Source organism: Achromobacter sp. GQ309 (genome assembly GCF_059759315.1).
In genome coordinates this window covers 145,274-170,852 of the sequence record NZ_JCAXDP010000009.1, presented here as the reverse complement: position 1 = coordinate 170,852, position 25,579 = coordinate 145,274, and the positions used below count along the sequence as shown (strand labels likewise).

Genomic DNA, 25,579 nt, shown 5'->3' with positions numbered 1-25,579 from the left:
ACCGCTGGCGGGCCCAGCGGTAAGAGCCGTCACGCGGCTCGCTTCACACTTGTCGGATACGTCTTGAATCTCCCCGCGCTCATTGCCCCCATAGCTGACGATATGAAAGCCGTCGATGCGGTTATCCGCGAGCGGCTGAATTCCGATGTGGTTCTGATCCGCACGATCGGCGACTACATCATTGGAGCGGGCGGCAAGCGCATGCGCCCGGCCATGGTGCTGATGGTGGCGCGCGCCCTGGGCTACGAAGGCACCCATCACCAACTGCTGGCCGCCGTAGTGGAATTCATCCACACGGCCACGCTGCTGCACGACGATGTGGTGGACGAGTCCGACCTGCGCCGCGGGCGCGAAACCGCCAACGCCGTGTTCGGCAACGCGGCCAGCGTCCTGGTGGGCGACTACCTGTATTCGCGGTCGTTCGAGATGATGGTCGAGGCCGACTCGATGCGCATCATGAGCATCCTGTCCGAAGCCACCACCGTGATCGCCGAGGGCGAGGTGCTGCAGCTTCTGAACGTGCATGACCCGGACGTCTCGCAAGAGCGCTACCTGCAGGTGGTGCGCTACAAGACCGCCAAGCTGTTCGAAGCCGCCGCTCAGGTGGGCGCCGTGCTGGCGGGCGCCACGCCCGAGCAGGAAGCCGCCGCGGCCGCCTATGGCCGCCACGTGGGCACCGCGTTCCAGCTGGTCGACGACGTCCTGGACTACAGCGGCGACGCCGCCGCGCTGGGCAAGAACGTCGGCGACGACCTGCGCGAAGGCAAGCCCACGCTGCCGCTGATCCGTGTCATGGAAGTGGGTACGCCTGAACAACAGCAACTGATCCGCGACGCCATCAAGACGGGCGACGCCGACTTCGCTGCCGTGGCCGCCGCCATCCAGGCCACGGACGCGCTGGAACACGCCCGCCTGGCCGCCGTGGCCGAGGCAGATCGGGCCCGTGAAGCCCTTTCGATCTACCCCATTTCCCCTTTTCAAAATTCTCTGTTAGAATTCTGCGCTTTCGCGGTGAATAGAGATCGCTAGCAAAAAAGGCGGTCGGAAATTCACTGAGGTTGTACCAACCGGGTGGTCTGAGTGATCAGGCAGCCTGAAGCGAAAAAGCAGTAAAGAAAGTGCAGTGAAACGTTTAGTGGGTCTGAGCACCGCTAAATGAGTAGGCAAGATCGGGGCGTAGCTCAGCCTGGTAGAGTACTGCGTTCGGGACGCAGGAGTCGGAGGTTCGAATCCTCTCGCCCCGACCACTTCATGTGGTCGAGAATTCAAGAAGGTGTTTCCCGACACCTTCTGGCTGAAAGCCGGTATCGCGCAAGCGCTGCCGGCTTTTTTGCATTTGCGCGGATTGTTTTTACAAGAAGTGCAATGCAAGAGGTGCATTGCAAGAAGCGCATTGCAAGAAGCGCCGCGTATCGCACAACCACCTGTTGGCTGCCATGTTGTCCACGGCCCGGCCATTTATTACCGGGCGATGAAAACCCAGGCATGTCTCGTGCTGATAATGGTGCGTGCAGATCCAGTTTGGTGCATCTTTTTTATATTGCCTGACGCAATTACTAAATAAGCTACCGATCTGGATAATGATTTTTCAGTTTGGTTAAACCAGACTAAGAAAAACGTCTTTTCATATTTGATTACATGAAACGACCGTCTCATGTTGCGGTTTGTGTAATGAATGTAATTTTTCTAGGGATTTCCCGGGTTTATTACGGGTTGTCCTGATTTATTTCCGCAGCAATAAAAATATTTAGAAAAAAGTTTGCTGCGCGACCCCTCTACGATGCCCAGGCTCGCCAACCGGATAGTTAACCGGGTACCGAGCCAAATTCATTTTTAGCAATACGTCCGCCCCAATACGGCAAGGGTATTTCGATTTCATGTCGAAGTGCTCGCTTCGGGGCGTCGATTTCTAGTGTCTGCGACACGACGAAAACAGTGAGGTCCCCCGTGGTAAAGAGAATCGCAGTGTGTGGCCTTGGATATGTCGGCCTGCCCGTGGCAGTGGCATTTTCCAGGCGCTTTGATGTCATCGGCTTTGACGTGGACAAGCGGAGAATCGCACGGCTGAAAGAGGGTGATGACTGGACTGGCGAGATCGAACGCGACGTATTGCTTGCCTCCCCCATGCAGTTCACCGACCAGTTGTCCGAACTGGAAGGCTGCGACTTTTTCGTAGTGGCTGTCCCGACGCCCGTCGACGAGAAAAACAATCCCGACTTTTCCCTGCTGGTTCGGGCGTGCCAGGCCATCGGCCCCGTGCTGCGCCCCGGCTGCATCGTGGTCTTCGAGTCGACCGTCCACCCCGGCGCCACCGAGGAAATCTGCGGCCCGGAACTTGAGAAGGCATCCGGCCTGCGCGCCGGCGTCGACTTCAAGCTGGGCTACAGCCCCGAGCGCATCAACCCGGGCGACCGGGAGCATCCGCTGGAGAAGATCGTCAAGATCGTGTCCGGCCAGGACGAGCAATCGCTGGAAGTGATTGCCGGCGTGTACGAGCAGATCATCGACGCGGGCGTACATCGCGCCTCCTCGATCAAGGTGGCCGAAGCGGCCAAGGTGCTCGAGAACACGCAGCGCGACATCAACATCGCGCTCATGAACGAGATGTCCAAGATCTGCGATCTGGTCGGCATCCGCACCTCGGAGGTCCTGGCGGCCGCCGGCACCAAGTGGAACTTCCTGAAGTTCACGCCCGGACTGGTGGGCGGCCACTGCATTGGTGTCGACCCGTACTACCTCACGTCCAAGGCCCAGGAGCTGGGCTATCACCCTGAAGTCATCCTGTCCGGCCGCCGCATCAACGACGGCATGGCCGCGCACGTCGCCTCGCGCCTGGTGCAGCAGCTTGCCCGCAATGGCCGCCTGAATGCGAACACCCGCGTCGGCATCCTGGGCATGACCTTCAAGGAAAACGTGCCCGACATCCGCAACTCGAAGATCGTCGATCTGTACCACGCGCTTGGCCAGTACGGCATCACGCCGGTTGCGTGCGATCCGATGGTCGATCCGGAGCAGATGGAGCACGAGTACGGGATCAAGCTCGTCGACCGCGGCGACTTCCGCGACATGGACGTCCTGATCCTGGCGGTGCCGCACCGCGAAACCATGGAAACCATCTGGGAAGACCTGCCGCAGCTCGTCAAGAACGGCGGCATGGTCTGCGACTTGAAGTCGGTGCTGGATGCCAAGCGCCTCCCGGCCGACCTTTTGTACTGGACTCTCTAGTTCAGGCTCGTAATCCATCAATACAGGAGAGACCCTGAATGACCGCATTTACCATCGCTCCCATCGGAACCTGCCGCATCCACACGCCCCTGCGTGATGCCGTGGGCCGCTACCCGATCAAACTTCAGCTCGGCCGCAACTACGGATTCGTGCACACGGCCGCCGAAGCCCTCCAGCAGGCGCGCTTCATGTTCAGCCAGAGCGACATCCCGGCTGACGTGCAGCGCCTGATCTTCCGTCCGTCCAATGGCGAGCAGGCTCGCCAAGGCACGCACAAGCCGGCTGACCTGTACATGGTCGAGCTGTCCTCGCGCAAGCTGCTGACGATCGACGGCCATCCCATCCAATCGAATTACCTGGTCCGCTACTTCAGCGAGTTCTTTGCCGACCGCACCCGCACCCGCGCGTTCTGGTCGATGGCCGTGGCCGAGCGCCTGGCCGAGCGTCGCGCGCAGCTGGATCAGGATCCGGTCTTCAAGAGCCTGAACAATGAAGACCGGGACCTGCTCGCCCGCGTCGTCAAGCGCGACCAGACGGACGAGGAGATCGAGCAGGAGATGCGCCAGCTCGTCGAGCTGCTGGGCCGCGACAAGGTCGTGTTCGTCACCCACGTCAACGCCCACACCCCGGACAACGTGCCGATCGAACAGCGTCAGCAGCTGATCGCCGCCATCTCCGCCGCCGCGCAGCGCATCGGCGTGCCGTGCTATGACCCGACCCCGCTGATGAACAAGCTGGGCCAGGCCGACGCCATGGAAGACGGCGGGCTGGACCTGACCCACTACACGCCGGCCTTCGCCGAGCGCCTGTACACCGACTGGTACAAGAACTTCATCCGTCCGCGCATGAGCTCCTCGACCCCGCAGGTCTCGGTGCCCAAGCTGGGCGCGGAAGAAAGCGTCGAACGCATCGAGAAGCTGTGGGATTCGGGCGAGCTGCGCGAAGCCTCGCGCCGCGTGCGCGATGTGCTGCGCCGCTACCCCAGCCTGCCGGATCACGTGGTGCTCTTCGCACGCATCCAGGAAGAACTGGGCGACTACGAGGGGTCGTTGGCCCTTCTGGGCAGCGCCGATGCGCTGTCCTCGGGCAGCAAGGCCGAGCAGATCCTGATGCGCAACCAGTTCAAGCTGGGCCGCTACGACGTGGCGTACTCGCTGGCCGCAGGCCTGCTGGGTGACGAGATCGAAACGCCGGAAATCGTCCGCATCGCGGCGGTGTCCGCCGGCCACCTGGGCTATGTGGACGAAAGCCTGGGCAACTGGAAGCAGCTGTTCCGCATCTCCGAACCGACCGACACGATGGCGGTGGAAGCGGCCGACACGGTGCTGTCCCTGCTGCAGACGGGTGGCGACATGGAAGCGGCGATCCGCTGGGTGCACGAAGTGCGCGCGGCGATCCCGAACTACGGCCGCGGCTTTGCCGTGCTGTGGCGCGACCGCCTGCTGGCAGGCGACCGCGACGCACTGCGCGACCTGGCCGGCGAACAGCCCAAGCTGGAAGAGGGCGACGCGCTGGAGCTGGTCAAGGAAGCCTCGTGGCGCGGTTGCATCATGGCCGCGGCAACGCTGGCAGCCTCTTGCGGCCTGGGCAAGAGCGAGAACGAAGAGATCAGCGCATGGCTGCAATCGCAGTCCGCGACGTGGGCCGAGGAAGGCAACCGCGCCCTGGAGGAAGGACGTCTGCGCGACGCCGCCGAACGCATCTGCGCGCACCGTCTGCTCAACCCCGACGCGCTGGCCGGCGCCCGTGCACAGCGCGCGTTCGAACGCGCCATGCGCCTGGGCGTGCGTGCCGCCCTGGTGGCCGGCAACCACAAGGAAGTGATCGACCTGACCAACCTGGCCATCGACACCAACGTGGACTTCCCCGAACTGCACGCCATGCGTGGCCGCGCGGCTGACGCGCTGGGCGACAAGAAGACGGCGATGCGTCACCTGGAGGTGGCCGCCTCCGGCGATGCCGCCCCGTTCAGCGCCAAGCTGCACTTTGCCCGCGTTGCCTTCAATGGCGGCTGGTTCGGTGAAGCGATCGACGCGTACAAGGATGTGCTGGGTCATTCGGGCGCCGATCAAAGCGCCAAGGACGAAGCCGAACGCCAACTCGGCCGGCTCGGCCCGCGCGCCATCCGTGGCGCTCGCGAGATCCTGTCGAACGGCGATCATCAGGCCGCCTGGAAGCTGCTGGACCGCGTCGCGCAGTCGTGGCCCGGCATGCCGGAAGTGGACCACGAAAAGCGCCGCATCCTGGCCTATCTGTACGCCGAAGCGCGCGCCCTGGAACCGTCCAGCACGACCGAGCGCCTGGCGCTGGGCGAACGCATCGTGTCGCTGGTGCCGGATGATCCCATCGGCCTGCGCCTGGCCGCGGTCGGCGCCATGCGTCTGCACCGCTTCGAGCAAGCTCTGCCGTACTGGAAGCAGTTGCAGGAACGTTCCGAGAACCCGGCGCAGTACGACCACTACATCGAGCGCTGCCTTGTCTGGATCGAGAAGATCAACCGGAGAAAGGCAGCATGAATCCCCCTCTGATAACCGAGCGAGTGGACGCCAAGTCCGATCTTCAGCAAGTTCAAGCGCAGTTGGAGGAAATCGTTGCGGCATCGGGGCGGGTTCAAGTCGCTCAGGACAACCTGGCGCGGGCCAAGCAGCTTGCCCGCGATCACATGGAAGACTCGAAGGTCCGCTTCCTCCTGCTCCGCCTGCAGGAGTCGGCGGGCCTGAACGAGGGCATGGCCGAGCAGTGGGCCACGCTGCTCGAGGAGTGCCCGGATGACCTGCAGATCGTGCGCTACTGCGCGACGCGGCTGGTGAAGGAACGGCACCTGGACGAAGCCATGGCGCTGGTCGACCGTCACCTGCCGGCCGAGACGACGAATCCGGACCGCCTGTTTGCGCGGGCGAAGCTGCTGAGCGACATCCGCGCGCACGAGCAGTCGGACGCGCTGTTCCGGCGTCTGATCTCGCAGCACACGGATCGCAACATGCGCGTGGAGTTCGCCAAGCGTCTGCGCAAGCGCGGCCTCCTGGCCGACGCGTGGGACGCAATCGCGCCCGTGGCCAAGCACCTGACGCCCGGCAGCAAGGCGGCCGAACTGGCCGAGGGGCTGGCCAGCGACTACGCGTTCTATCAGCGCTTCGAATCCGAAGAGTCGCTGGCGGGCAAGGACGTGCGCATCGTGTCGATGAAGCACGCGATCCTGCACTTCCGCAACCGCAAGATCGCCGAAAACACGCCGGACAAGCCCGTGTCGGTGGCGCTGGTCACCGGCAGCCTGGGACCGGGCGGCGCCGAGCGCCAGCTGACCCGTCTGGCGGGCGAGCTGACCCGCCTGGCCGCGTCGCCGGAACTGCAGCCGCCCGACATCCTGATGCGGCCCAAGAAGGTCGAGGTGCTGGTCAAGCAGCACACCGAGCCCTCCGGGTCGCCCAAGAAACAGGACGACTTCTTCCTGCCGGTGCTCATCAAGGCGCAGATTCCGGTCACGGAGATCAACCGCCTGCCGGCCATCTCGGTGGCGCACCAGTCCGTGCCGGAAGGCAACCTGGGCCGCCTGCTGGAACAGCTGCCTCCGCCGGTTCACTACGGCGTGACGCGCCTGGCGCCGGTGCTGCGCGCCAACCGTTTCGACGTGGTCAGCCTGTGGCAGGACGGCACGTGCCTCTTTGGCGCCCTGGCGGCGCTGTTGGCCGGCACGCCGACGATCCACCTGGTGTTCCGCGGCCTGCCCCCGAACATCCGCAAAGACCGTTTCCGCGAAGAGTATCCCGAGCTGTTTCAGGCGCTGGCCCTCGTGCCGGGCGTGGTGTTTGTGAGCAACAGCCGCAAGGCCGCGGAAGCGTACGCCGAGTGGCTGGACCTGCCGCTGGAACGCTTCCACATCTTGTACAACGGCGTGCCGGATCTGGCGACCGATGCCTCGGACGCCGACAAGGCCAAGTGGGAAGCCTTCCACGAGCGCACCAAGGACGCCACCGAGACGATCGGCGGCGTGTTCCGCCTGGAGCCGGACAAGCGTCCGCAGCTCTTCATCAAGTTGGCGGCGCTTTACCTGAAGGAGCGGCCTCAGGCGCGCTTTTTCCTCGTGGGCGACGGACGCCTGCGCGAGAACATCGAGGCGCTGGCGCTGGAGCACGACGTGCTGGAGCGCCTGTTGCTGGTGGGGCTGTCGAATCACGTGGGCTTCTGGTATTCGAAGATGGACGCCAGCGTGCTGTTGTCGCGCTACGAAGGCCTGCCGAATGTGCTGATCGAGGCTCAGTTGCTGGGCGTGCCGGTGATTTCCACGCCGGCCGGCGGCGCGGAAGAGTGCTTTGTCGAGGACGAGACGGGCCACCTGCTCAGCTGCGTGGATCATCCCGACATGCACGAGGCCTGCGAGAAGGTCCTGAACATGGTGGACCAGGTGCGCAGCAATGCGGACATGCGGGCAAATAGCCGCCAGCGGGCGCAGAAGCTGTTCTCGCTGGACGCGATGCTCACGAAGTTCATGAGCATCTGCATGCCCGCCATGACCGAGTCCGAGAACGACGAGCGCATTGACGTTGCGCCCAAGCGCCTGATGCAGGCGTGACGGGTAGTTGCTCTTTTTAAAAGTGCTGAAGTTGAAGGAACCTATGCTAATGAACGTCCCGGCCCTGGGCGCGCGGCGCCATGCGACGCTTGCCATGCTGCTGCTTGCAGCGCTGACACTCACGGGTTGCCAGCTCCCACGGTCCGGCCCGATGCTTAGCGAAATGACGGGGGCTCACGATGACAAGGACGTCATCGTGATGCCCGTGTCGCGCGAACTCGCGCGAAAGAGCCGGGTGCCTGATGTGGCGGACTTTCCGGTGCGCTACCGCGATCTGACGCAGGCAGGTTTCGACAAGCTGGTGCCGGGTGACGGCATCAACGTGAAAGTGTGGGAACGCGGCGGTCTCGGCGTGTTCGCCGCGGACCCGTCCGGCGTCAGTGATCTGGGTAACCAGGACATCGACAGTGCCGGCAACGTTACGTTTCCCATCATCGGAAAGTTCCGCGCCGAGGGCCTGACGCTGGGCCAGTTGCATGACGCCATCGTGGCGCGGCTGAGCAAGCTCGTGGTCGGCGCCGACGTCAGCGTCACGCGCGCGGCCGACGCGCGCGGGCAGATGGTGACGGTGCAGGGCAATCTGACCAAGCCCGGCATGTACCCCATCACGCAGACCGCCCAGCGCCTGAGCAGCGCGTTGGCGCAGGCCGCGCCGGTGCAGACCAACCCCGAACAGCTCATCATCAGCCTGCGCCGCGACAGCCAGGTGGCCTCGGTGCGGCTGGCCGACATCTACCGCAACCAGAACAACGACATCCTGCTGCGCTCGGGCGATGTGATCACCGCCTACGACGCCAAGGAATTCCTGACCGTGCTCGGCGCGGCCGGCCAGCAGGGCCGCGTGGAAATCAGCAAGCGCAATTACAGCGTGCTGGACGCGCTGGCGGACTCGCGCGGCCTGGACGACAAGCTGGCCGATCCGCGTTCGGTGTTCCTGTTCACGCCCGCGCAAGCGGGGGCCGAAGGCAAGCCGGACTTGCTGCCCGTCGTGTACCAGTTCGACCTCACGCGGCCGGAGCAGGTGGCGCTGGCCCGCGAGTTCACGGTGCATGAAGGACAGGCCATCTACATCTCGGACGCGCCGTTCACGCAGGTGCAGAAGGTGCTGTCGGCCTTCCGTGTCACGATGAGCGCCGGCTTCAGCGCCACGCGAGCCATCGACAGCGATTCGGGCGGCGGTTCGACCGGCGTTGCCCAATAACGCGTCCATGAGCAACGAGGATCGGATAAAAGGCTGGCGCTCGCGCCGGAAGGACAACAGCTACACGGTGGGGTCTGGCGTCGCCAACTGGCGGCTGGATCCGGCCGCGCTGTTCGAAGCCAAGGCTCCGCCGGGCGTGCTGTTCAAGCCGCTGCTGGCCCGCCTGCAGGGCGAGCCGCACGACTCCGTCGCGGCGCGGCGGGCGGTGTACGAGGCCGTGCAGGCGGAGCTGGACGCCGAGATCGTGCGCAGCCAGGTCGACGAGACCCTGGCGGACTTCTCCCGGCGGCGCCTGCGTATCATCGTGCGCCTGCTGGAGCAGGACATCCGCGCGGGCGTCGAGGTGTTTGCGCCGGGCTACATGCCGGCCAAGCTGGTGGCCGAGGATGAGCGGCTGGCGGTCGCGCATGCCCGCCGCGTGGAACGTCGCAAGCAGGACGAGGCGCGTGAAGCGCGCCGCCATGCGTCACGCAATGACATCGCGCTGGAGATCGAGGTTGCGCAGAGCGAAGCGGGTGATCTCGCGATCCTGCGCGACCGGCTGCGCTCCCTGCATAAGGGGCATTCGGAGGACACCGCCGGCCATCGGCCGATCGGCCGCACGCTGATGGCGATGTTCATCTACCAGCTGCGCGTGATGCACGGCGAAAGCCGCATCGCGCTGGTGTGGGCGCTGGTCGGCCCTGTCGTGCTGCTGACCCTGATTTCGTCGCTGTACATCCTGATGGGCACGCACTACATCCTGGGGATGGACGTGCAGACGTTCTCGCTGCTGGGCGCGACGACCTGGATCATGTTCCGTCAGATCGCGTTCCGCAGCAGTACGGCGTATGTCTCGGCACGCGGCCTGCTGAATTTTCAGGGCGTCACGCCGCTGATGTGCGCGCTGGTGCAGGCCATGATCTACGTATCGGTGTATGTGGTGGTGTTTGGGGTGCTGATCACCGCGGGCCATGCGATCGGGCTCATCACGCTGCCCAAGAGCTGGGCCGGCTTCATTCTTTTTGTGGTCCTGATGGGCGTGGCGGGCGCGGCGATGGGGGTGCTGTTCGGGTCGATTGCGACCTACTGGCACTTCTTCCTGCGGCTGGCGCCGATCATCGAGCGCTTCCTGCAGATCTTCGCGGCGGTGTTCTTCGTGTCGGAGCAGTTTCCCGAGCAATTGCGGCCGTGGATGCTGTGGTCGCCACTGGCGCACGGCATGCAGTTGCTGCGCTCGGCGTACTTCCATGCGTACGAGTCGCACGATGCCAGCCTGGGTTACTTCCTGACCTCGCTGGTGTTCATGATGGTGATCGCGCTGGTGGCAGAGCGCCTGGCCCGTCCCAACGTTCAGCCAATGTGAGGGTGAAAGATGATCCATCTCAATGGCGTAACCGACGAACCCTATTCCTTCGGCAGCAGGCAGCCGCTGCTGGCCAACGCCACGCTCGACATCCCGGCCGGGCGCTATGCGCTGCTGTCGCCCGCGCCGGAGATGCACCGCCAGCTCGTGGACGTGCTGTGCTGTCTGCGTCCGCCGCGGCAGGGCTTCGTCAAGCACGACGGCAATGTGTCGTGGGCGATCGGCCGGCAGGGCTTCATCCGCGGCAAGGCCAGCGGGCTGTCCATGATCGATTTCGTCAGCGAAATGTACGAGATCGACCCCGACGCCACGTACGAACTGGTCGCGGACCTGATCAGCGATCCGAAGATGCTGGCCAAGCCCATGGAGCATTGGCCGCTTTATGTGCGGCAGGAGTTTTCGTTCGCGCTGGCGCTGGCGCCCGCGTTCGATGTCTACGTGATCGAAGGGAGCATCCCCTTCGAGCCCTGCCGTTTCACCCGGCTCTGGCTGGCGCTTTTCGAAGAGCGCCTGGTCGGCCGGACACTCATTTTTTCCAGTTATCGCCAGAATCAGTTGGCGGATTATTGCTTCAAAGGCTTGATCTATGAACGAAGCGCGCTCAGCATCGACGACGACCTCGACCAGTGCCTCCGCAGGTATCCCCCGCGACGATCACGGAGCGACTCCGGCACAGGCGACGACGTCCTCGGAGGCGGCTTCGACGAAGGCCAACTCGGGTTCTGAAGGCGGATCCGAGATCGAACGCCGCCGCCGCGAGCGGCAGTCGGCCCTGCGCGAGCGACGCCGCCATCGCTGGATCAACGCGGTGATCGTGCTGGTGCCGGTGGTGCTGGCGGTGATCTACCTGTTGATCGTCGCCACGCCGCGCTATGAGGCGGAGTCGCGGTTCTTCGTGCAGTCGGCATCCGGCCAGCAGGGCGGCGGCGGCGCGGCCGCCAGTCTGCTCACGACGGGCAACTCGGGCGGCATGCTCGGCGGATTCGTCGATGGCTGGGCAGTTGCGGACTTTCTGAAGTCGCGCGACAGCATGCAGCAGCTGGACAAGAAGGTCGGCCTGCGCCGCTATCTGATGAACGATGGGCTGGACCCGTTCAACCGCCTGGCCGAGGATTCCAGCGAAGACGATCTGTACCGCGCCTATCAGGCGTCGGTGCACGTGTCGTTCAACGCGCTGGAGCAGATCGACGTGCTGCGCGTCAGCGCGTTCTCGTCGGAAGACGCGGCCACGCTGTCCCGGGAGCTGATCGGCCTGGCCGAGCAGTTCGTCAGTTCGATGAACGAGAAGGGCGTGGCGGACAAGCTGAAGGTGAGCGAAGAGTCGGTCAAGTTTGCCGAGGAAAAGGCGCTGGCCGCGCGCGACGCGCTGACCACGTGGCGCACCAAGCACGGCAACATCGACCCCAGCGCGACGGTGTCGATGCTGCTGAACCTGTCCAGCCAGCTTGAAGGCGAGCTGAGCACCGCGCAGATCAACCTGGACAAGATCCGCGCGCTGGATAACAAGGACCATTTCATGCTTAAGCCTGCGCAGATGCAGGTGGCGGCCCTGAAAAAGCGGCTTGCATCCGTACGCCAGCGCCTGAGCGGCGACGGCAATACGGAAGCCAAGCAACTGAAAGAATACGAGGCGCTGCGCAATGCCCAGGTGTTTGCGGATTCCAACCTGACGCTGGCGCAGCAGTCGTACCAGCAGGCGATGACGGACGCGCTGCGCCTGCAGCGGTATCTGTCGATCATCGCGCAGCCGGTGCCGACGGATCGGCCCAGCAGCCCGCGCACCGGCATCCTGCTGTTGCAAGCGCTGGCACTGGGGTTTGTGCTCATGTTCATCGCTCGCGTCGCGATGGCTTTGTTGAGGGGGCTGCGTCATGGTTGATACGGTCATTGAAAGCCGCCGGCCGGACGCCGGCGCCGAACCGCGGGACGCCACGGCGCGCCTGCGAGAGGTCATCGGACAGATCCGCGCGTCGGCAGACCCGGCGAGCGGCATGGCCGCGCTGGAACCGGCGCTGCGCCCGGCCAAGGACGGCTGGCGCGAGGTCCGGCGGCTGCTGGTCTCGCCCGACGTGAAAGAGGGCAAGCTGGCCTCTGCCATCGCGGCGCTGGAAACGCTTGTCGTTGTGTACCCCGCGCGGGTCGACGACAGGCGCCTGCTCGCCAGTCTGCTCGGCCGCCTGGAGCAGTGGGACAGGGCGATCGCCGAAGCCGATGCCGCCGCCGGCATCGAGCCCGGCAATGCGTCGCTGCATGCCGCGCGCATCCAGATGCGTGTGCAGGCGGGACGCGTGCCCGAGGCGGCGGAAGTCGCCCGCACGACCCTGCCGCTGGCGCAGAGCGCGCCCGAAGACGCTTATGCGTGGATGATGGCCTTCGTGCGCAATGGGGACATCGCCGAAGCCTCTGGCATCGCGGCGTCGCTGGATCCGGACAAGCTGCCCAATGAACGCGTGGCGACGATGGCGGTGCGCGCGTTGCTGGCCGACGGCCGCACTGCGGCTGCAATCCGTCTGGGCGACGGCGCGCTGCGCGCGGGCCAGGATTGCGCGGCGCTGCGATCGTCGCTGGGATTGGCGCATCTGCGGCGCGGCACCGAAGACGATCGCAAGACCCATGCGCTGACGCACTTCGAAGCCGGCCTGCAGGCCGCGCCCGACGACGTGCGGCTACTGACGCTGCACGGCGAAACCCTGCTGCGCGCCGGACGCTACAAGGATTCCGTGGCGCCCTTGGCGCGCGCCATCGAACTGGCGCCGGATCTTGAGCAGACGCGGGGCCTGTACGCCCGCGCGCTGCGCTACACCTTGCAGTACGACGCGGCGGCCGAGCAGATGATGTTCCTGCTGAAGAAGTCGCCGGACAACTTGCTGTGGCAGCGGTCCGCCATTGGCGCGCTGTCGCAGGCCGGGCGCAAGGACGAGGCCGAGGCGCTGTTTGAGCAATACGTCGCCAAGCGTGGCGCGCGGCTGCCGGAGACCTTCCAGGAAGCGTTGGCGCGCATGGAAGAACAACTCGACACCGCGCCGATTCCGCAGGCGCGGCTGGACTGGGCCTGGTCGATGCGCGGCGACACCGGCATCGATCGCGCCACGTGGGAACGCCGCGCGCGCTGGGGTCACATGATCGACCATCTGCTGTTCGACTGGCTCGAATGCCGCGAGGAGCGCGTCGAAGAGGCGATGGCCATGCTGGGTGAGCTCGATACCGGCGAGCGCTTCTTCGCGCCGCTGCTTGCCGCCGGCCGCGGCGTCGTGGTCGCCACTGCGCACGTCGGGCCGATGTATGCGGGCCTGATGGCGCTGGAACTGGTCGGCATTCCGTCGCGCTGGCTGGCGTCGGCGCCCAGCATCGCCCGCAGCAGTTACGCCGAGGCGCTGATCTCGACGGCCGACCAGACCGAGGCGCAGGTCGCCAAGGCCTGCATGCGCGCGATCAACTCGGGCTTTGTGCTGTGCCTGGCCATCGACGGCGCGGCGAATCCCGCCGCGCCGCGCACGACCTTCGAAGGCCAGGACGTCACGTATTCCGGATTCGCGGCGCATCTGGCGCACCGGATGGGTGTGCCGTCGGTGTTCTACGCGCCCCGCTGGGAGAACGGGCAGGTGGCCTACACGCTGGAAATGCTGCCGGCCGCCAATCCCGGCGAGGACGCGGACGCGTACGCGCAGCGCTGGCAACAGGCGTACTTTGAACGGCTGCGCGAGCATCTTGCCGGCCCGCCGGAGAACCTGCGGTTGAGCGGCGGCATCTGGCGCCATGTGACGGCGGCAGATCCGTCCGCGTGAAATTTGAGGGAGCGGTTGCGATGCGACTACGAAAGACAGTGATGGTGTGGCTGCTGACGCTGGCCGGCTTGTATGGCGGGGCAGCGGCAGCAAGCGGGCAATGCGCGGCGCCCGATGAACACTGCCCGTTCGTAGCCAGCTTGCTGGCGCAGCGCGAAGGATATGGCGCCAAAGCCACGGGCGGTCTGGGCGGCAAATTCATCGAGGTGACTTCGGACCAGGACGCCGGACCCGGTACGCTGCGCGCCGCGCTGGCGCAGGCCCGCAAGGGACCGGCATGGATACGCTTCGCGTCCGACATGACGATCGTCCTGAAAACCCAGTTGCGTGTTCCGTCCAACACGACCATCGACGGCCGCGGCAAGCGTGTCGCCCTGATCGACGACGGCCTGGGCGTGTACGGCGCGAAGAACGTCATCCTGACGCATCTGACTATCGACGGGCGGCTCACGCGGCTTACGCAGGCCGTGAATGTGGCCAACGACAGCCGCGATGTGTGGGTCGACCACATGGACCTGTCGCGGATGTCGGACCGCCTGCTGAACGTAAAAAACGGCTCGACCGACGTGACGATCTCGTGGACGAAGTTCCACAACTCGAACAAGGTCATGCTGCTGAACAACATCACGTCCAAGAATCTCTTCCAGAACTACGAGCGCGATTCGATTGCGCGCGTGACGCTGCATCACAACTATTTCTTCAACACCGTGCAGCGCAATCCGCGCGCGCAGTTCGGCACCTTCCACCTGTTCAACAACCTGCTCGAAAACTGGGACTTCTACGGCATGAGTTTCAGCCTGGAGGCCAAGGCGCTGGTCGAAGGCAACATCTTCAACAACGACGCGCAGCGCAAGTGCGTCGAGCCCGAGTTCTACCCTACGGTGGAAGGCATCAACGTCAACTACTGCCGCTACATCCCGATTGCGCCGGCACGCAGCGCACTGGACAACGGCGACTCCGATCGCGGCGCCTATGAAAAGCGCAAGGCGGATCACGGCTACACCCGCGATTTCAAGGCCTTTCTGCGGTTGAAGGACAACCTGTATCTGGGCGATGCCAAGCCGGTGCTCAAGGACTATCGCCCCGAGTCGGCGCCGACGCCGCCTTACTGCTACGGCTACGAGAAAGCGACGCCCGAACTGGCCGAGAAGATTCGCAAATTTGCCGGTAATACGTCGGGCGATACACCCCTGCCGGCAACGCGCACCGGCGCGGGTTGCCCGGGCTGAGGTATGCTCGTCCACGCGTTGATTTCGGAGTTTTCTGATTGTGCGCATTTCTACAAGAAATCAGGATTTCTTGCGTGATTTCATCAGGTGAGGAACCATGTCCGACATCGTCGTATTCGTTCGTAACAAAGCACGCTTTGGCGACCAGATTGTGGCGTTTCCTGCGCTGTACCAGGTCAAGAAACTGTGGCCGGACAAGCGTGTCCGCGTTGTCTCGCGGTTTGACGTGGAGGCCTTCTATACGCAGCTGCCATGGGTGGATCAGTTCGTCCGCGCAGAAGCATTCGGCGATCAGGTCAAGGCGCTGCCCCCACGCGCCAGCGCGTCGTTGACGCTGCATCATTCCAGCGAGCGCTTTGCGCTCATCAACCTGCTGCGCCGGCCCAAGTTGCGGCTGGGCTTCAGCAACCGCCGGCTCGGCGACTGCGTCTGGACGCACTCCCACACCAAGGACATCCGCGAATACATCGGCCTGGCAAACCTGCGGCTGCTGTCCACGCTGCAGGAACACGATCCCGAAGCGATTGCGCGCCAGTGCTTCGTCGAAATCGGCCGACCCTGTGCGGGCAAGGTGCAGCCGGCCGACATCGTCCTGATTCCGGGCGGCGGCGCCGGGCAGTTCAAGCGGTGGTCGCTGGACCATTATGTTGCGCTGGCCGACCTGCTGCAGGCGCGGCTGGGCGGGACCGCCAATTTCACGTTTGTCCTGGGTCCGGCCGAAGCGGCCGAGCGCCAGCGCCTGAAAGACATGAATCGGCCGGACTTCCGCATGGAGTGCTCCCGCTCCGTGGCCGAGCTGGTCGCTCTGATGCAGGACGCCCGGCTGATCGTCTCCAACGACTGCGGCCCTTCGCATATCGCGCAGGGGCTTTGCGTGCCCTACGTGGGCGTGTTCAATGAATCGAATCCCGAATGGTTCTGGGCGCGCGATTACACCCGCGACGTCGTGCCGGAAGCAGGATCGAAAGCGATCAATTCGATTCATCCGGGGCGCGTGCTCGAGGCTTGCATGGCGGTGCTGGCCCGCTAGCGGTCTCACGCGGCCCGCCAATGAAAAACAGCCACCCGATCCGGGTGGCTGTTGTCTTTCGGCGTTCAGGGTGAGCGGGTCACCCCGGATGACATGTCATCACACCCCGATCGGACCGCCGTCGGCACGACGGATCACCACCGTCGACGAACGCGGGCGGACGACGCCCGTGGTGGCGGTGGTTGCATCTTCCGTGTCGTAGGCCGGCCAGTTCACCGGGTGCTGGATGTTCAGGAAGATGCTGGTGTAGTCCGGCGTGAAGGCAAAGCCCGTGACTTCGGCTTCGTTCGGGCCGACAAAGAAGCGGCGCAGGTCGGCCTGGTTGGTCGCGTTGATCGCGGGGCCCGTGCCGGTGCTGTCGGCCAGCGCGCCGGGGATCACGGCCAGCATCTGGTCGTTGGTTGCCTTGGCCACGTTGTTGTTGCGGCCGCCGTCGATGCCGTTGTCTGTCTGGATCCACAGGATGCCGCGCGGGTCGATGCCGATGCCGTCCGGGCTGGCCAGCTGGTTCAGCGTGGTCAGGCCGGAACGGTTGGTGTCGGCGTCGGCGCCGGCGTCGGAGCCAAACACGAAGATGTCCCACTTGAACTTGGTCGAGCCCGGCTCGTCGTGCCAGCGCACGATGTGACCGTTGACGTTGTTCAGGCGCGGATTGGCCGGGTTGGTGCCGCGGCTGGCGTTGCGGCTGGAGTTGTTCGTCAGCGTCAGGTAGATGTCGCCGTTGGTCGGGTGCGTGGCCGTCCATTCCGGGCGGTCCATCGGCGTGGCGCCGACGAAGTCCGCGGCGCCGCGGGTGTTGATGATGATGTTTTCGAGGCTGCCGAACTCATCGGCCAGCGTGCGGCCGCCGGCGCCCACGGTCGTGCCGGTGAGCGCGATCCATTGGCCCGTGCCATCGGCGTCAAAGCGCGCGACGTACAGCGTGCCCTTGTCCAGGTACTTCGCGCCCACCGCGAGACGGTCGGTGCGCTCGGCGTCCTTCGGATCCCACACGGCTTCCGACACGAAGCGATAGATGTATTCAAAGCGCGAATCGTCGCCGCTGTAGAAGGCGAGCGGCTTGCCGGCTTCGGGCAGCCCGTAGGCGCAGCCTTCGTGCGCGAAGCGGCCCAGCGCGGTGCGCTTGGTGGCAATGCTGTTCTCGTTGTAGGGATCGATTTCGACCAGGTAGCCGAAGCCGTTGACCTCGTTGCGATAGTCCTGCGTGAAGTCGGCGCCGGTCTCGGTGATGTTGAAGCGCGCGAATTCGCCCTGGACTTCCAGCGGATCGTTGGCGCCGGTTTCCCATTGGTAGCGGCCCACGTCATCGGGCACGCCCACGCGCAGTTGGTCCCGGGGCTGCGTGCCGGTGTTCACGAAGCAGGCGGCCCAGTTTTCTTCGGCCGTGATGTACGTGCCCCACGGGGTGTAGCCGTTGCCGCAGTTGTTGTTGGTGCCGCGCACCATCGTGCCGTTGGGCGAGTACGGGGTCTTGACCCAGTCCGTGCCGCCGACGGGGCCGGCCAGTTTCATCGGCGTGGCCGACGTGAAGCGGCGGTTGTAGCGCGAGTTGTGAACGATGGTCCAGCGGCCGTTCTCCAGGCGCACGTGCAGAATTGCGACGCCGTGCGCGTTGATTTCCTTGCGGATTTCCTCGATGGGGCGCTTGCCGGCGACGGTGGTCGCGCCGTTCGGGTGCAGCGCCTTCTGGTCGATGTATTCGTGGTTGACCGCCAGCAGGCCCTCGGTGGAGCTGCCGTTGATCGGGAAGAAGTGCATGCCGTCGTGGTGCATGCCGGTGGAGTTCAGCAAGTCAGTCGAGCTGTTGTTGCCGTTGCGGTCCCACGGATTCGCGTTGTCGTTGAACGGCGTGCCCCACGGTGCAAACACATGGGCGATGTAGCCGGCCGGCACGACACAGGCGTCGGTCATGGAGGTGGGCAGCGACTCGAAGCCCAGCTTGACCGGGGCCGGCGCCGGAGGCGTCTCCGTGCCGGGCTGTTCCGGCGCGGGGTTCTGGCCACCGTTGCCGGCATCGTCGTCATCGTCGTCGCTGCCATTACAGCCGGCAAGACCGAGGCTGGTCATCGTCGCGAACGCAGCGGCGATACCGCCGCGCATCACCATGCGGCGGGACATGTTCTTTTCGAGAATCTCGCTGAACGGGGTGCTCTTGCTGGGATTGCGGACGGTCTTGTCGGAGATGGACTTGCTCATTTGAACTCCTGGCTTTGGGTCTGATGCCCGATGGGGACGAGCAATACTAGAAGTCCGAAATGAAAGGTTAATGACAGATGACTGAAACCTGTTGCGCCTGCGCCATCTTGTCCAAAACAAAAGGCTGACGCCGCGTGCGCGGGCGTCAGCCTGTGGATGCAAGGGGCGGGCGTGCTTACCGGTTTTCGTCGTCCATCGTCAGCGCGCCGTCCTTCATGATGCCTTGCGCGATTTCCTCGGCGGACTTGCCCGCAAAGCCATGCTCGCCTGCGGTGATGCGCAGGCTGTCGCCATCAAGCGGACTCATCAGCGTGGCCGAGGACAGCAGAATGCCGTTTGCGCGGAACTGCACGCGCTGGCCCACGCGCTCGCGCGTGAAATTCGCCAGCGTCTTGACGCTGTCAGGCTTGAGCTTGATGTCGACGACGCGCGCGTTCGTGTGCGGATCGGCGCCGGGCGTGACCTGCTCGACCTGCAGCGTGACGGACTCGGCGTGGGCGGCGAAGGGCAGGGCGGCGGCGAGCGCCGCGGCCAGTGCGCTGGCCAGAACCGGATGTCGCATTGATGGCATGGGGACGCTCCTTCTGATGGACGACGCTCCATCCTATACGGATCGCGGCAGACGGGGATGACCGTCTGATATATTCCTGACGAAATTTTGCCGGCGTGCGCCACGCTGGCGCCGGTGAGGAGTGACCATGATTGCACGCGCCACCTGTCTGTTGTCCATCGCCCTGCTGGCCGGTACCGCGCAGGCCGGTTCCGCGCCCGCATCGCTGTCGTGCATATCAGAGAGCGGCAAGGTGGTGTTGAAGGGCGACATTCCTTCGCCGTCTTCCGAGGAACTGGCGCTGACGCTGACCTATGCGACGGCCACGCTGTCGTTCACGTCGGATGAGGCGCCCGGTTATGTTGTCGCCAATTTCCCGCAGTCGGTGTTCACGCTGGTCGCGCCGACGGATGGACAGGCGCTGACGCTGTATGCGCTGCCGTCCACCGTGGCTGTGAAAAAGACGGCTGATGGCGACATGGCCGGCACGTTCCAGGCCCGGCTGCTGGGTCCGCGTCCCGGCGGCAAGGCGGCCAGCGGTTATCCGGCGCCGCTGCAAGCCACATTGAACTGCGACTACCGGTATTCGCTGTAAACCGCGCGCCGGCGTCATCAGCCCTTCCTCGTTTTGCGTGAAGCTGCGGGATTTGACGGGCGGGATGCCGCACGCCCACAATCGGCCGAACAATCACCCGCAGGCGGATCTTCGAGTTCCGCCGCCACCATCCCGGAGGAACATCCCATGGCAGACGCTGACCCCAAAACCCAGACACCAACCCAGGCGGAAACCCAGGCGCTGTTCGACCAAGGTCTGGAACTGCGCCGTGAAGTGCTCGGCGCCGACTATGTGGATGGCTCGATCGCGCGCGCCAACGATTTCATGATGGCGTTCCAGCACATCACGACTGAATGGTGCTGGGGCTACACCTGGGGCCGCCCCGGGCTTGAGAAGAAGACGCGCAGCATGCTCAACCTGGCCATGCTGACGGCCCTGAACCGGCCCGCCGAGGTCAAGCTGCACGTCAAGGGTGCGCTGAACAACGGTGTGACGGTCGAGGAAATCAAGGAGATCCTGCTGCAGGCCACGGTCTATTGCGGCATTCCCGCGGGCCTGGACGCTTTCAAGGTGGCCAACCAGGTGCTGGAAGAGGAAGGCGCGTTCAAGGCGCAGCAGGGATGACTCGCCCCGGCACTGGGTCGGCGCGCCCTTGAAGCCGGGGGAAAACTGAAAGCGGCGGGAAGAGCGGCGGATTTCGTGCGGTTCTTTCCTGCTTGCCCGCATCGGGAGCGGGCTATGATGACTTGTAATCCGATGTGTTACAACTACAAAAATTTTGAAATAAACGGCACATGTTTCGCTGCGGGCTTGCGCGCAGGGCGAGGCTGCGTCTGACATCACGCGTTTGCGCCTTGGGCGCTGACGCATTTTCCGGCATAGTTTGTGACGGCAAGGCCCGGCCGGGTTCCGTCGCGATAGCAGTATGGCTACACAAACGCAGTTTCCCGCTCCCACGCGCGTGATCGCTGCCTTCGACTTCGACGGCACGCTCACTCAGCGCGACACATTCATTCCCTTCCTGGCCCATCTGTCGTGGGTCGGCTTGCTGGCGGCGTTCGTGCGGACCGCGCCGGCGCTGACGGCGTTCGCGCTGCGTCTGCGCAGCAACGAAGAGGCCAAGCAGTCGCTCTGCCGCGCCGCGCTGCGCGGGCGCTCGCGCACCGAGCTGGCCCGCATCGCCCGCGCGTGGGTGCACACCATTCCGCTGCGGCCCGCGCTCATCGAGCGGCTGCGCTGGCACCAGCAGCGCGGCGACCGCTGCGTGCTGGTCAGCGCCTCGCCCGACATCTACCTCGACGACGTGGCCCGCTACCTCGGATTCGACGACCTCATCTGCACGCGCATGGCGATTGATGCGCAGGGCCGTCTGACTGGCGACTTTGACGGACACAACTGCTGGGGCCCTGAAAAGTTGCGACGCCTGACCGAGCGCTACGGCGGTCCGGACCAATATGAACTGCACGCCTACGGCGACAGCCGTGGCGACCAGTGGCTCATCGACGCGGCCCAACATGCCTGGTACCGCGGGCAGGCGGTCAAGCCATGAGGGCGCTGATTTCCCTGCTGCGTCCGCAGCAATGGCTGAAAAACGGCTTCGTGCTGATCGGCCTGATCTTCAGCCACGGATGGACGAACCCCGCGCTGGTGTTTGCCGTGGGCGTGGGCTTTGTCGCGTTCTGCCTCGCGTCCAGCGCGGTCTATGTCCTGAACGACTATCACGACCGCGCCGCCGATGCGGCCCATCCCAAGAAGCGGCTGCGCGCCATTGCCAGCGGACGGGTCGGCCTGCCCGCCGCCCGCGCGCTGATCGTCGTGCTGTTCGGCTCGGCGCTCGGCCTGCCGCTCGCGTGCGGGCTCTGGCCCGTGGCGCTGGCCGTGGCCAGCTATCTGACCCTGAACATTGCCTACACCCTGAGCCTGAAGCACAAGGTGCTGGTTGATGTGTTCTGTATTGCTGCGGGCTTCATGATCCGCCTGGCTTGCGGCACCTTTGCGGTGGGCATCATCCCGTCGCGCTGGATGCTGCTGTGCAGTTTCATGCTGACCCTGTTCCTGGGTTTTGCCAAACGGCGTGCCGAGATCGCGTCGGCGCCTCTCGATGCCCCGGCATCGCAAGGCAGCACGCGCACCGTGCTGCGCCACTATTCGCCGCAGCTGCTGGACATCCTGGTGGGCATCACCGCCAGCACGACGCTGCTGGCGTATGGCCTCTATACGGTTGACGACATCACCGCCGCGTTGCACGGCACGCAGCATCTGATCGTCACGCTGCCCATCGTCACCTTCGGCGTCTTCCGGTATATCTACCTGCTGTACAAGGGGGGATCGGGCGAAGAGCCGGGCCGCGATCTGCTCGCCGACAACCAGATCCGCCTTGCGGTGCTGGCCTGGGTGGCGGTGGTGGTTTTGCTGGTAAGGACGTAGACATGGCATATCTTTGGCTGATCCTCAGCGGGGCCTGCAGCGTGGTGGCCAGCGTGGCGCTCAAGGCGGCGGGGTCCGCCGCAGCGCACGGACCCACGCCGTCCCTGCTGACGCAGGCGCTGCCCTATGCGGGCGCCATCGGCGCGTACGGCCTGGGCTTTGGTTTCTACGCGCTGGCGCTGCGCCAGCTCGATCTGACGCTGGCGTATCCGCTGATGGTGGCCTGCGCGATTGCGGGCGTGTTCGTCTACGGCCTGCTGTCCGGCACGGAGACCATCACGGCCATGCGGATGGCGGGCGCGGCGTTCATCGCCGTCGGCGTCTTCCTGGTCTCGAAGTAGGCGCAGCCATGCAACGCCTGTTTCAAAGCGCGTGGTATCGCGGGTTCCTGCTGTGCTGCGCCTACGTCGTCGTGGCGGCCGCCGTGATGAACGGGTTCTACACCAAGTGGCGGCTCAACGACGGCCATGCGGCGCTCGGGCTGTCGCAGATGGTCGAGGGCACGGCCCACCGTCCGTATGTGTATCGGCAGTTCGTGCCCGCGCTGGCCAACGGCATCCAGGCGTTGCTGCCGCCGGCCACCGTGGCGCGCCTGTCCGAGCGTCTGGCCGAACCTCGGCGCGTGAACAGCCGTTCGGGTCTGGCGATGCGCTATCCGGCGTCCGAGGCCCTGCTGCCGGCAGTCACCTTGCGCTACCACCTCGTCTACTACCTGACGTTTGCCGCGCTGTTGGCTTCGCTGTTCGTCATGCGCCGCGTGGCGCAGCAGGCGGGGGCGGGTGCGGTGGCCGCGACGGCAGCGCCTGCGGTCCTGGCGATGATGGTGCCGTTCTTTTTGACCGAGGGCGGCTACTTCTACGATTTCGTCGAACTGCTGTTCATCATGAGCGCCGTGCTGCTGGCGCTGGGCGCGTCGCGCCAGACGCCGGTCCGGCTTTGCGCGCTGGCGGCGCTGGCGGGGCTGGCGACGTGGAACAAGGAAGCCTTCTTCTTTTTCACGCCCGCCCTGTACCCGCTCTTGCGGCGCAACCTGCCGCGCCTGCCGGCGGCGGGCGTCGTGACGGTGCTGCTGCTGGTGAGCGGTTGCGTCTATCTGGCGCTGCGCATGCGTTACGCGGGCAATCCCGGCTCCACCGTGGATTTCCAGCTGTGGGACAACCTGCGCTACTACGTTGACCCCCGTAACTGGCTGCTTACCGAGAACACCTATGGCGTTCTGCTCCCGCGCGGCTTCAGTCTCTTCAGCATCCTGGCCTTCGCGGGCATCGCCATCAATGGCTGGCCGCGGCTGCCAGATGCCCTGCGCGGACACGCGAAGCTGGCGCTGGCCATCAACGTGCCGCTGTTCCTGCTGTTTTGTTCGCCCGGCGAAATGCGCAATCTGAGCATGCTGTATCCGGCGCTGCTGTGCCTGCTGGCGCTGGCGCTGGCAAAGTGGCTGGGGCCGCAGACCGCGCCCCAACCAGCCGTCTCCCTGGAAGTCCGATGATCCGTTTTTTCAATAGCGTGGGCTACCGCCGATTCCTGTTGGCGATGCTCTATGTCATGGTCGCCGCGGCGGCCTTCAATGGGTTCTATACCAAGTGGCGCCTGAACGACGGGCACGGCCCGCATTCGCTGGCGTCCATGGTCGACGGCACCGCGTACCGGCCTTACGTGTACCGCCAGTTCGCGCCGGCCATCGCCAATGGCATTCAAGACCTGATGCCGGCCGCGACCGTCGAGCGCCTGTCCGAGCGGCTGACCGACCCGCGCCGCGTGAACAGCCGGTCAGGACTGGCCATGCGTTTTCCCGCGTCGGAAGCGATGCAGGCGCCTGTGACGCTGCGCTATCACATCGTCTATTACCTGACCTTCCTGGCGCTGCTCGGCTCGCTGTTCGCCATGCGGTCGGTGTGCCTGCGGGCGGGCGCCAGCGACGCCGCCGCCACCGCGGCGCCGCTCGTCATTGCGTTGCTGCTGCCGTTCTTTCTGACCGAAGGCGGCTTCTTCTACGACTTCTTCGAAGTGCTGTTCATGGCATGCGCGATTCTGCTTGCCTGGCGCATCCCGGTCGAACGCCCTGTGCGCGCGGCAGGGCGGCTGGGCCTGCTGGCCGTCGTTGCCGCAATGGCGACCTGGAACAAGGAGGCGTTCTTCTTCTATGTCGTCACGCTGTATCCCATTCTTCGGCTCAGCCTGCCGCGCCTCAAGGCTGCAACCGTCGTTGCGGGGCTCGTGTTCGTCTGCGGCTGCGTGTATCTGGCGCTGCGCGTGCGCTACGCGGGCAACCCGGGCGGTGCGGTGAGTTTCCAGCCGGGCGCGAATTTCTTCTACTTCCTGGACCCCGGCAACTGGTTCCGCACCGAAAGCACCTACGGCGTCGCGCTGCCCAAAGGGCTGAGCGCCGTGATGGTGTTGATGATCGCGGGCGTGGCCGTCACCGGCTGGCGCCTGCTGCCCGCGCCGTTCCGGTTGCACGTGCTGATGGCGCTGGCGGTCAATGTGCCGCTTTTTCTGCTGTTCGCCGCCGAGGGCGAGGCGCGCAACTTGAGCATGCTGTATCCGTCGCTGCTGGTGCTGATGGCAATGGCCTTGACGGCCTGGATGAACACCGCCGCGCCGACCGCGGCGGGCGTTGATCGCGCGCAAGCGTAATCGGCGATGCGCGGGTTTACCCCATACCCGCTCATCGCCAAAATTTGTATGATGACCCGATAACTTCTATTCAAGAGACATCGTCGTCATGCCTGCTTCGCCGCGTCTGCTGTTCGTTGCCCGTCCCTGCCGCCCGGGGACATTCCATGACTGAAGAAGCCCGCATCCGCGAAGAAATCTGCACCATCGGCGCAAGCCTCTATGCGCGTGGCTATACCGTCGGCGCAGCCGGAAACATCAGCGCCCGGTTGGACGACGGATGGCTCATCACACCCACCGACGCCTGCCTGGGCCGGCTGGATCCCGCCGAGCTGGCCAAGGTCGATCTGGACGGCAACTGGGTCGCCGGCGGCAAGCCGTCCAAGACGTTGCTGCTGCATCAGGGCATCTACCGCGCCAGCCCGGATTCCCGCGGCATCGTGCATACGCACTCCACCCATCTGGTCGCGCTGACGCTCGCGGGCGTGTGGCGTCCGGACGAGGTATTGCCGCCGATCACGCCCTACCAGGTCATGAAGGTGGGTCGCATCCCGTTGATCGGCTATCGCCGTCCGGGCGACCCGCAGGCGGCAGCCGAAGTCGCCGCCGTGGCGGGGCAGGTGCGCGGCGCCTTGTTCGAGCGGCTGGGCCCGGTGGTCTGGGAAAAGTCGGTGTCCCACGCGTCGTTTGCGCTCGAGGAACTGGAAGAAACCGCCCGCCTGTGGCTGATGACTCAGCCGCGTCCCGAGCCGCTGACGGACGAGGCCATCGAGACCCTGCGCGCCACGTTCGGCGCCCGCTACTGATCCGCTTTTTCGTACAAAGCCTGCCGGCCGCGACAGCGCGGAT

Annotated in this window: 22 protein-coding genes and 1 tRNA gene; 21 read left to right on the top strand and 2 right to left on the bottom strand. The window is 65.0% G+C overall.

Annotated elements, in window-relative coordinates; all coding sequences use genetic code 11:
- The first annotated feature begins 63 nt into the window (after positions 1-63).
- The 13 genes from ispB (at position 64) to AC6CIE_RS25315 (ending at position 16,385) form a co-directional block, all read left to right on the top strand.
- Positions 64-1,029 (top strand): octaprenyl diphosphate synthase, encoded by a 966-nt coding sequence (gene ispB / locus AC6CIE_RS25375; protein ID WP_063952160.1) that lies wholly within the window; start codon positions 64-66, stop codon positions 1,027-1,029.
- A 141-nt stretch (positions 1,030-1,170) separates the two neighbouring features.
- Positions 1,171-1,247: transfer RNA gene (locus tag AC6CIE_RS25370), tRNA-Pro, on the top strand.
- A gap of 26 nt (positions 1,248-1,273) precedes the next feature.
- Positions 1,274-1,564, top strand: a complete 291-nt coding sequence (locus AC6CIE_RS25365; RefSeq protein ID WP_498094512.1) for a hypothetical protein — start codon at positions 1,274-1,276, stop codon at positions 1,562-1,564.
- Positions 1,565-1,965: 401 nt separating this feature from the next.
- Positions 1,966-3,225, top strand: coding sequence for a nucleotide sugar dehydrogenase (locus AC6CIE_RS25360; RefSeq protein ID WP_175139486.1), 1,260 nt, complete (start codon positions 1,966-1,968; stop codon positions 3,223-3,225).
- Positions 3,226-3,263: 38 nt separating this feature from the next.
- The gene (locus AC6CIE_RS25355) at positions 3,264-5,741 is read left to right on the top strand and encodes a hypothetical protein (protein WP_498094510.1); all 2,478 of its coding nucleotides are present in this window, start codon (positions 3,264-3,266) and stop codon (positions 5,739-5,741) included.
- Entirely contained in the window at positions 5,738-7,795 is a 2,058-nt protein-coding gene (locus AC6CIE_RS25350; protein ID WP_498094508.1) for a glycosyltransferase, read from the top strand. The genes AC6CIE_RS25355 and AC6CIE_RS25350 overlap by 4 nt, the downstream gene beginning before the upstream one ends.
- A 43-nt stretch (positions 7,796-7,838) precedes the next feature.
- Positions 7,839-8,996 (top strand): polysaccharide biosynthesis/export family protein, encoded by a 1,158-nt coding sequence (locus AC6CIE_RS25345; RefSeq protein ID WP_175186603.1) that lies wholly within the window; start codon positions 7,839-7,841, stop codon positions 8,994-8,996.
- 7 nt (positions 8,997-9,003) lie between these two features.
- Positions 9,004-10,341, top strand: coding sequence for an ABC transporter permease (locus tag AC6CIE_RS25340; protein WP_175139490.1), 1,338 nt, complete (start codon positions 9,004-9,006; stop codon positions 10,339-10,341).
- Positions 10,342-10,350: 9 nt separating this feature from the next.
- A complete protein-coding gene (locus AC6CIE_RS25335) occupies positions 10,351-11,067 on the top strand; it encodes a hypothetical protein (RefSeq protein WP_056559922.1) in 717 nt (238 codons plus the stop codon).
- Between the two features lie 121 nt (positions 11,068-11,188).
- The gene (locus tag AC6CIE_RS25330) at positions 11,189-12,220 is read left to right on the top strand and encodes a KpsE/RkpR family capsule polysaccharide export protein (protein ID WP_175139529.1); all 1,032 of its coding nucleotides are present in this window, start codon (positions 11,189-11,191) and stop codon (positions 12,218-12,220) included.
- A complete protein-coding gene (locus AC6CIE_RS25325) occupies positions 12,213-14,126 on the top strand; it encodes a tetratricopeptide repeat protein (RefSeq protein ID WP_498094506.1) in 1,914 nt (637 codons plus the stop codon). The genes AC6CIE_RS25330 and AC6CIE_RS25325 overlap by 8 nt, the downstream gene beginning before the upstream one ends.
- A 20-nt stretch (positions 14,127-14,146) precedes the next feature.
- Positions 14,147-15,355 (top strand): pectate lyase family protein, encoded by a 1,209-nt coding sequence (locus AC6CIE_RS25320; RefSeq protein WP_498094504.1) that lies wholly within the window; start codon positions 14,147-14,149, stop codon positions 15,353-15,355.
- 97 nt (positions 15,356-15,452) lie between these two features.
- The gene (locus AC6CIE_RS25315; RefSeq protein WP_498094502.1) at positions 15,453-16,385 is read left to right on the top strand and encodes a glycosyltransferase family 9 protein; all 933 of its coding nucleotides are present in this window, start codon (positions 15,453-15,455) and stop codon (positions 16,383-16,385) included.
- 99 nt (positions 16,386-16,484) lie between these two features.
- Here the strand turns inward: AC6CIE_RS25315 and AC6CIE_RS25310 are convergent, their stop codons facing one another.
- Both AC6CIE_RS25310 and AC6CIE_RS25305 read right to left on the bottom strand, forming a co-directional pair.
- Positions 16,485-18,581: a PhoX family protein gene (locus tag AC6CIE_RS25310; protein WP_498094500.1), complete on the bottom strand. Its 2,097-nt coding sequence runs from the start codon at positions 18,579-18,581 to the stop codon at positions 16,485-16,487.
- 175 nt (positions 18,582-18,756) lie between these two features.
- On the bottom strand, positions 18,757-19,152 hold the full coding sequence (locus AC6CIE_RS25305; protein WP_175139495.1) for a SecDF P1 head subdomain-containing protein: 396 nt from the start codon (positions 19,150-19,152) through the stop codon (positions 18,757-18,759).
- 127 nt (positions 19,153-19,279) lie between these two features.
- Here AC6CIE_RS25305 and AC6CIE_RS25300 point away from each other — a divergent pair, with 127 nt between their 5' ends.
- From AC6CIE_RS25300 to otnC, 8 genes are all read left to right on the top strand, one after another.
- Positions 19,280-19,726, top strand: coding sequence for a hypothetical protein (locus AC6CIE_RS25300; RefSeq protein ID WP_498094498.1), 447 nt, complete (start codon positions 19,280-19,282; stop codon positions 19,724-19,726).
- A gap of 147 nt (positions 19,727-19,873) precedes the next feature.
- Positions 19,874-20,311, top strand: coding sequence for a carboxymuconolactone decarboxylase family protein (locus AC6CIE_RS25295; protein ID WP_498094496.1), 438 nt, complete (start codon positions 19,874-19,876; stop codon positions 20,309-20,311).
- A gap of 301 nt (positions 20,312-20,612) precedes the next feature.
- On the top strand, positions 20,613-21,236 hold the full coding sequence (locus tag AC6CIE_RS25290) for an HAD family hydrolase (protein ID WP_498094494.1): 624 nt from the start codon (positions 20,613-20,615) through the stop codon (positions 21,234-21,236).
- Complete coding sequence (locus AC6CIE_RS25285) at positions 21,233-22,114, top strand: decaprenyl-phosphate phosphoribosyltransferase (RefSeq protein WP_498094492.1); 882 nt, start codon at positions 21,233-21,235, stop codon at positions 22,112-22,114. The genes AC6CIE_RS25290 and AC6CIE_RS25285 overlap by 4 nt, the downstream gene beginning before the upstream one ends.
- A 2-nt stretch (positions 22,115-22,116) precedes the next feature.
- On the top strand, positions 22,117-22,455 hold the full coding sequence (locus AC6CIE_RS25280) for a DMT family transporter (RefSeq protein WP_175122112.1): 339 nt from the start codon (positions 22,117-22,119) through the stop codon (positions 22,453-22,455).
- Between the two features lie 8 nt (positions 22,456-22,463).
- Positions 22,464-23,603, top strand: coding sequence for a hypothetical protein (locus tag AC6CIE_RS25275; RefSeq protein ID WP_239214857.1), 1,140 nt, complete (start codon positions 22,464-22,466; stop codon positions 23,601-23,603).
- Entirely contained in the window at positions 23,600-24,751 is a 1,152-nt protein-coding gene (locus AC6CIE_RS25270) for a hypothetical protein (RefSeq protein ID WP_218342638.1), read from the top strand. The genes AC6CIE_RS25275 and AC6CIE_RS25270 overlap by 4 nt, the downstream gene beginning before the upstream one ends.
- Before the next feature lie 146 nt (positions 24,752-24,897).
- Positions 24,898-25,536: a 3-oxo-tetronate 4-phosphate decarboxylase gene (gene otnC / locus AC6CIE_RS25265; RefSeq protein ID WP_218342639.1), complete on the top strand. Its 639-nt coding sequence runs from the start codon at positions 24,898-24,900 to the stop codon at positions 25,534-25,536.
- Positions 25,537-25,579: the final 43 nt, after the last annotated feature.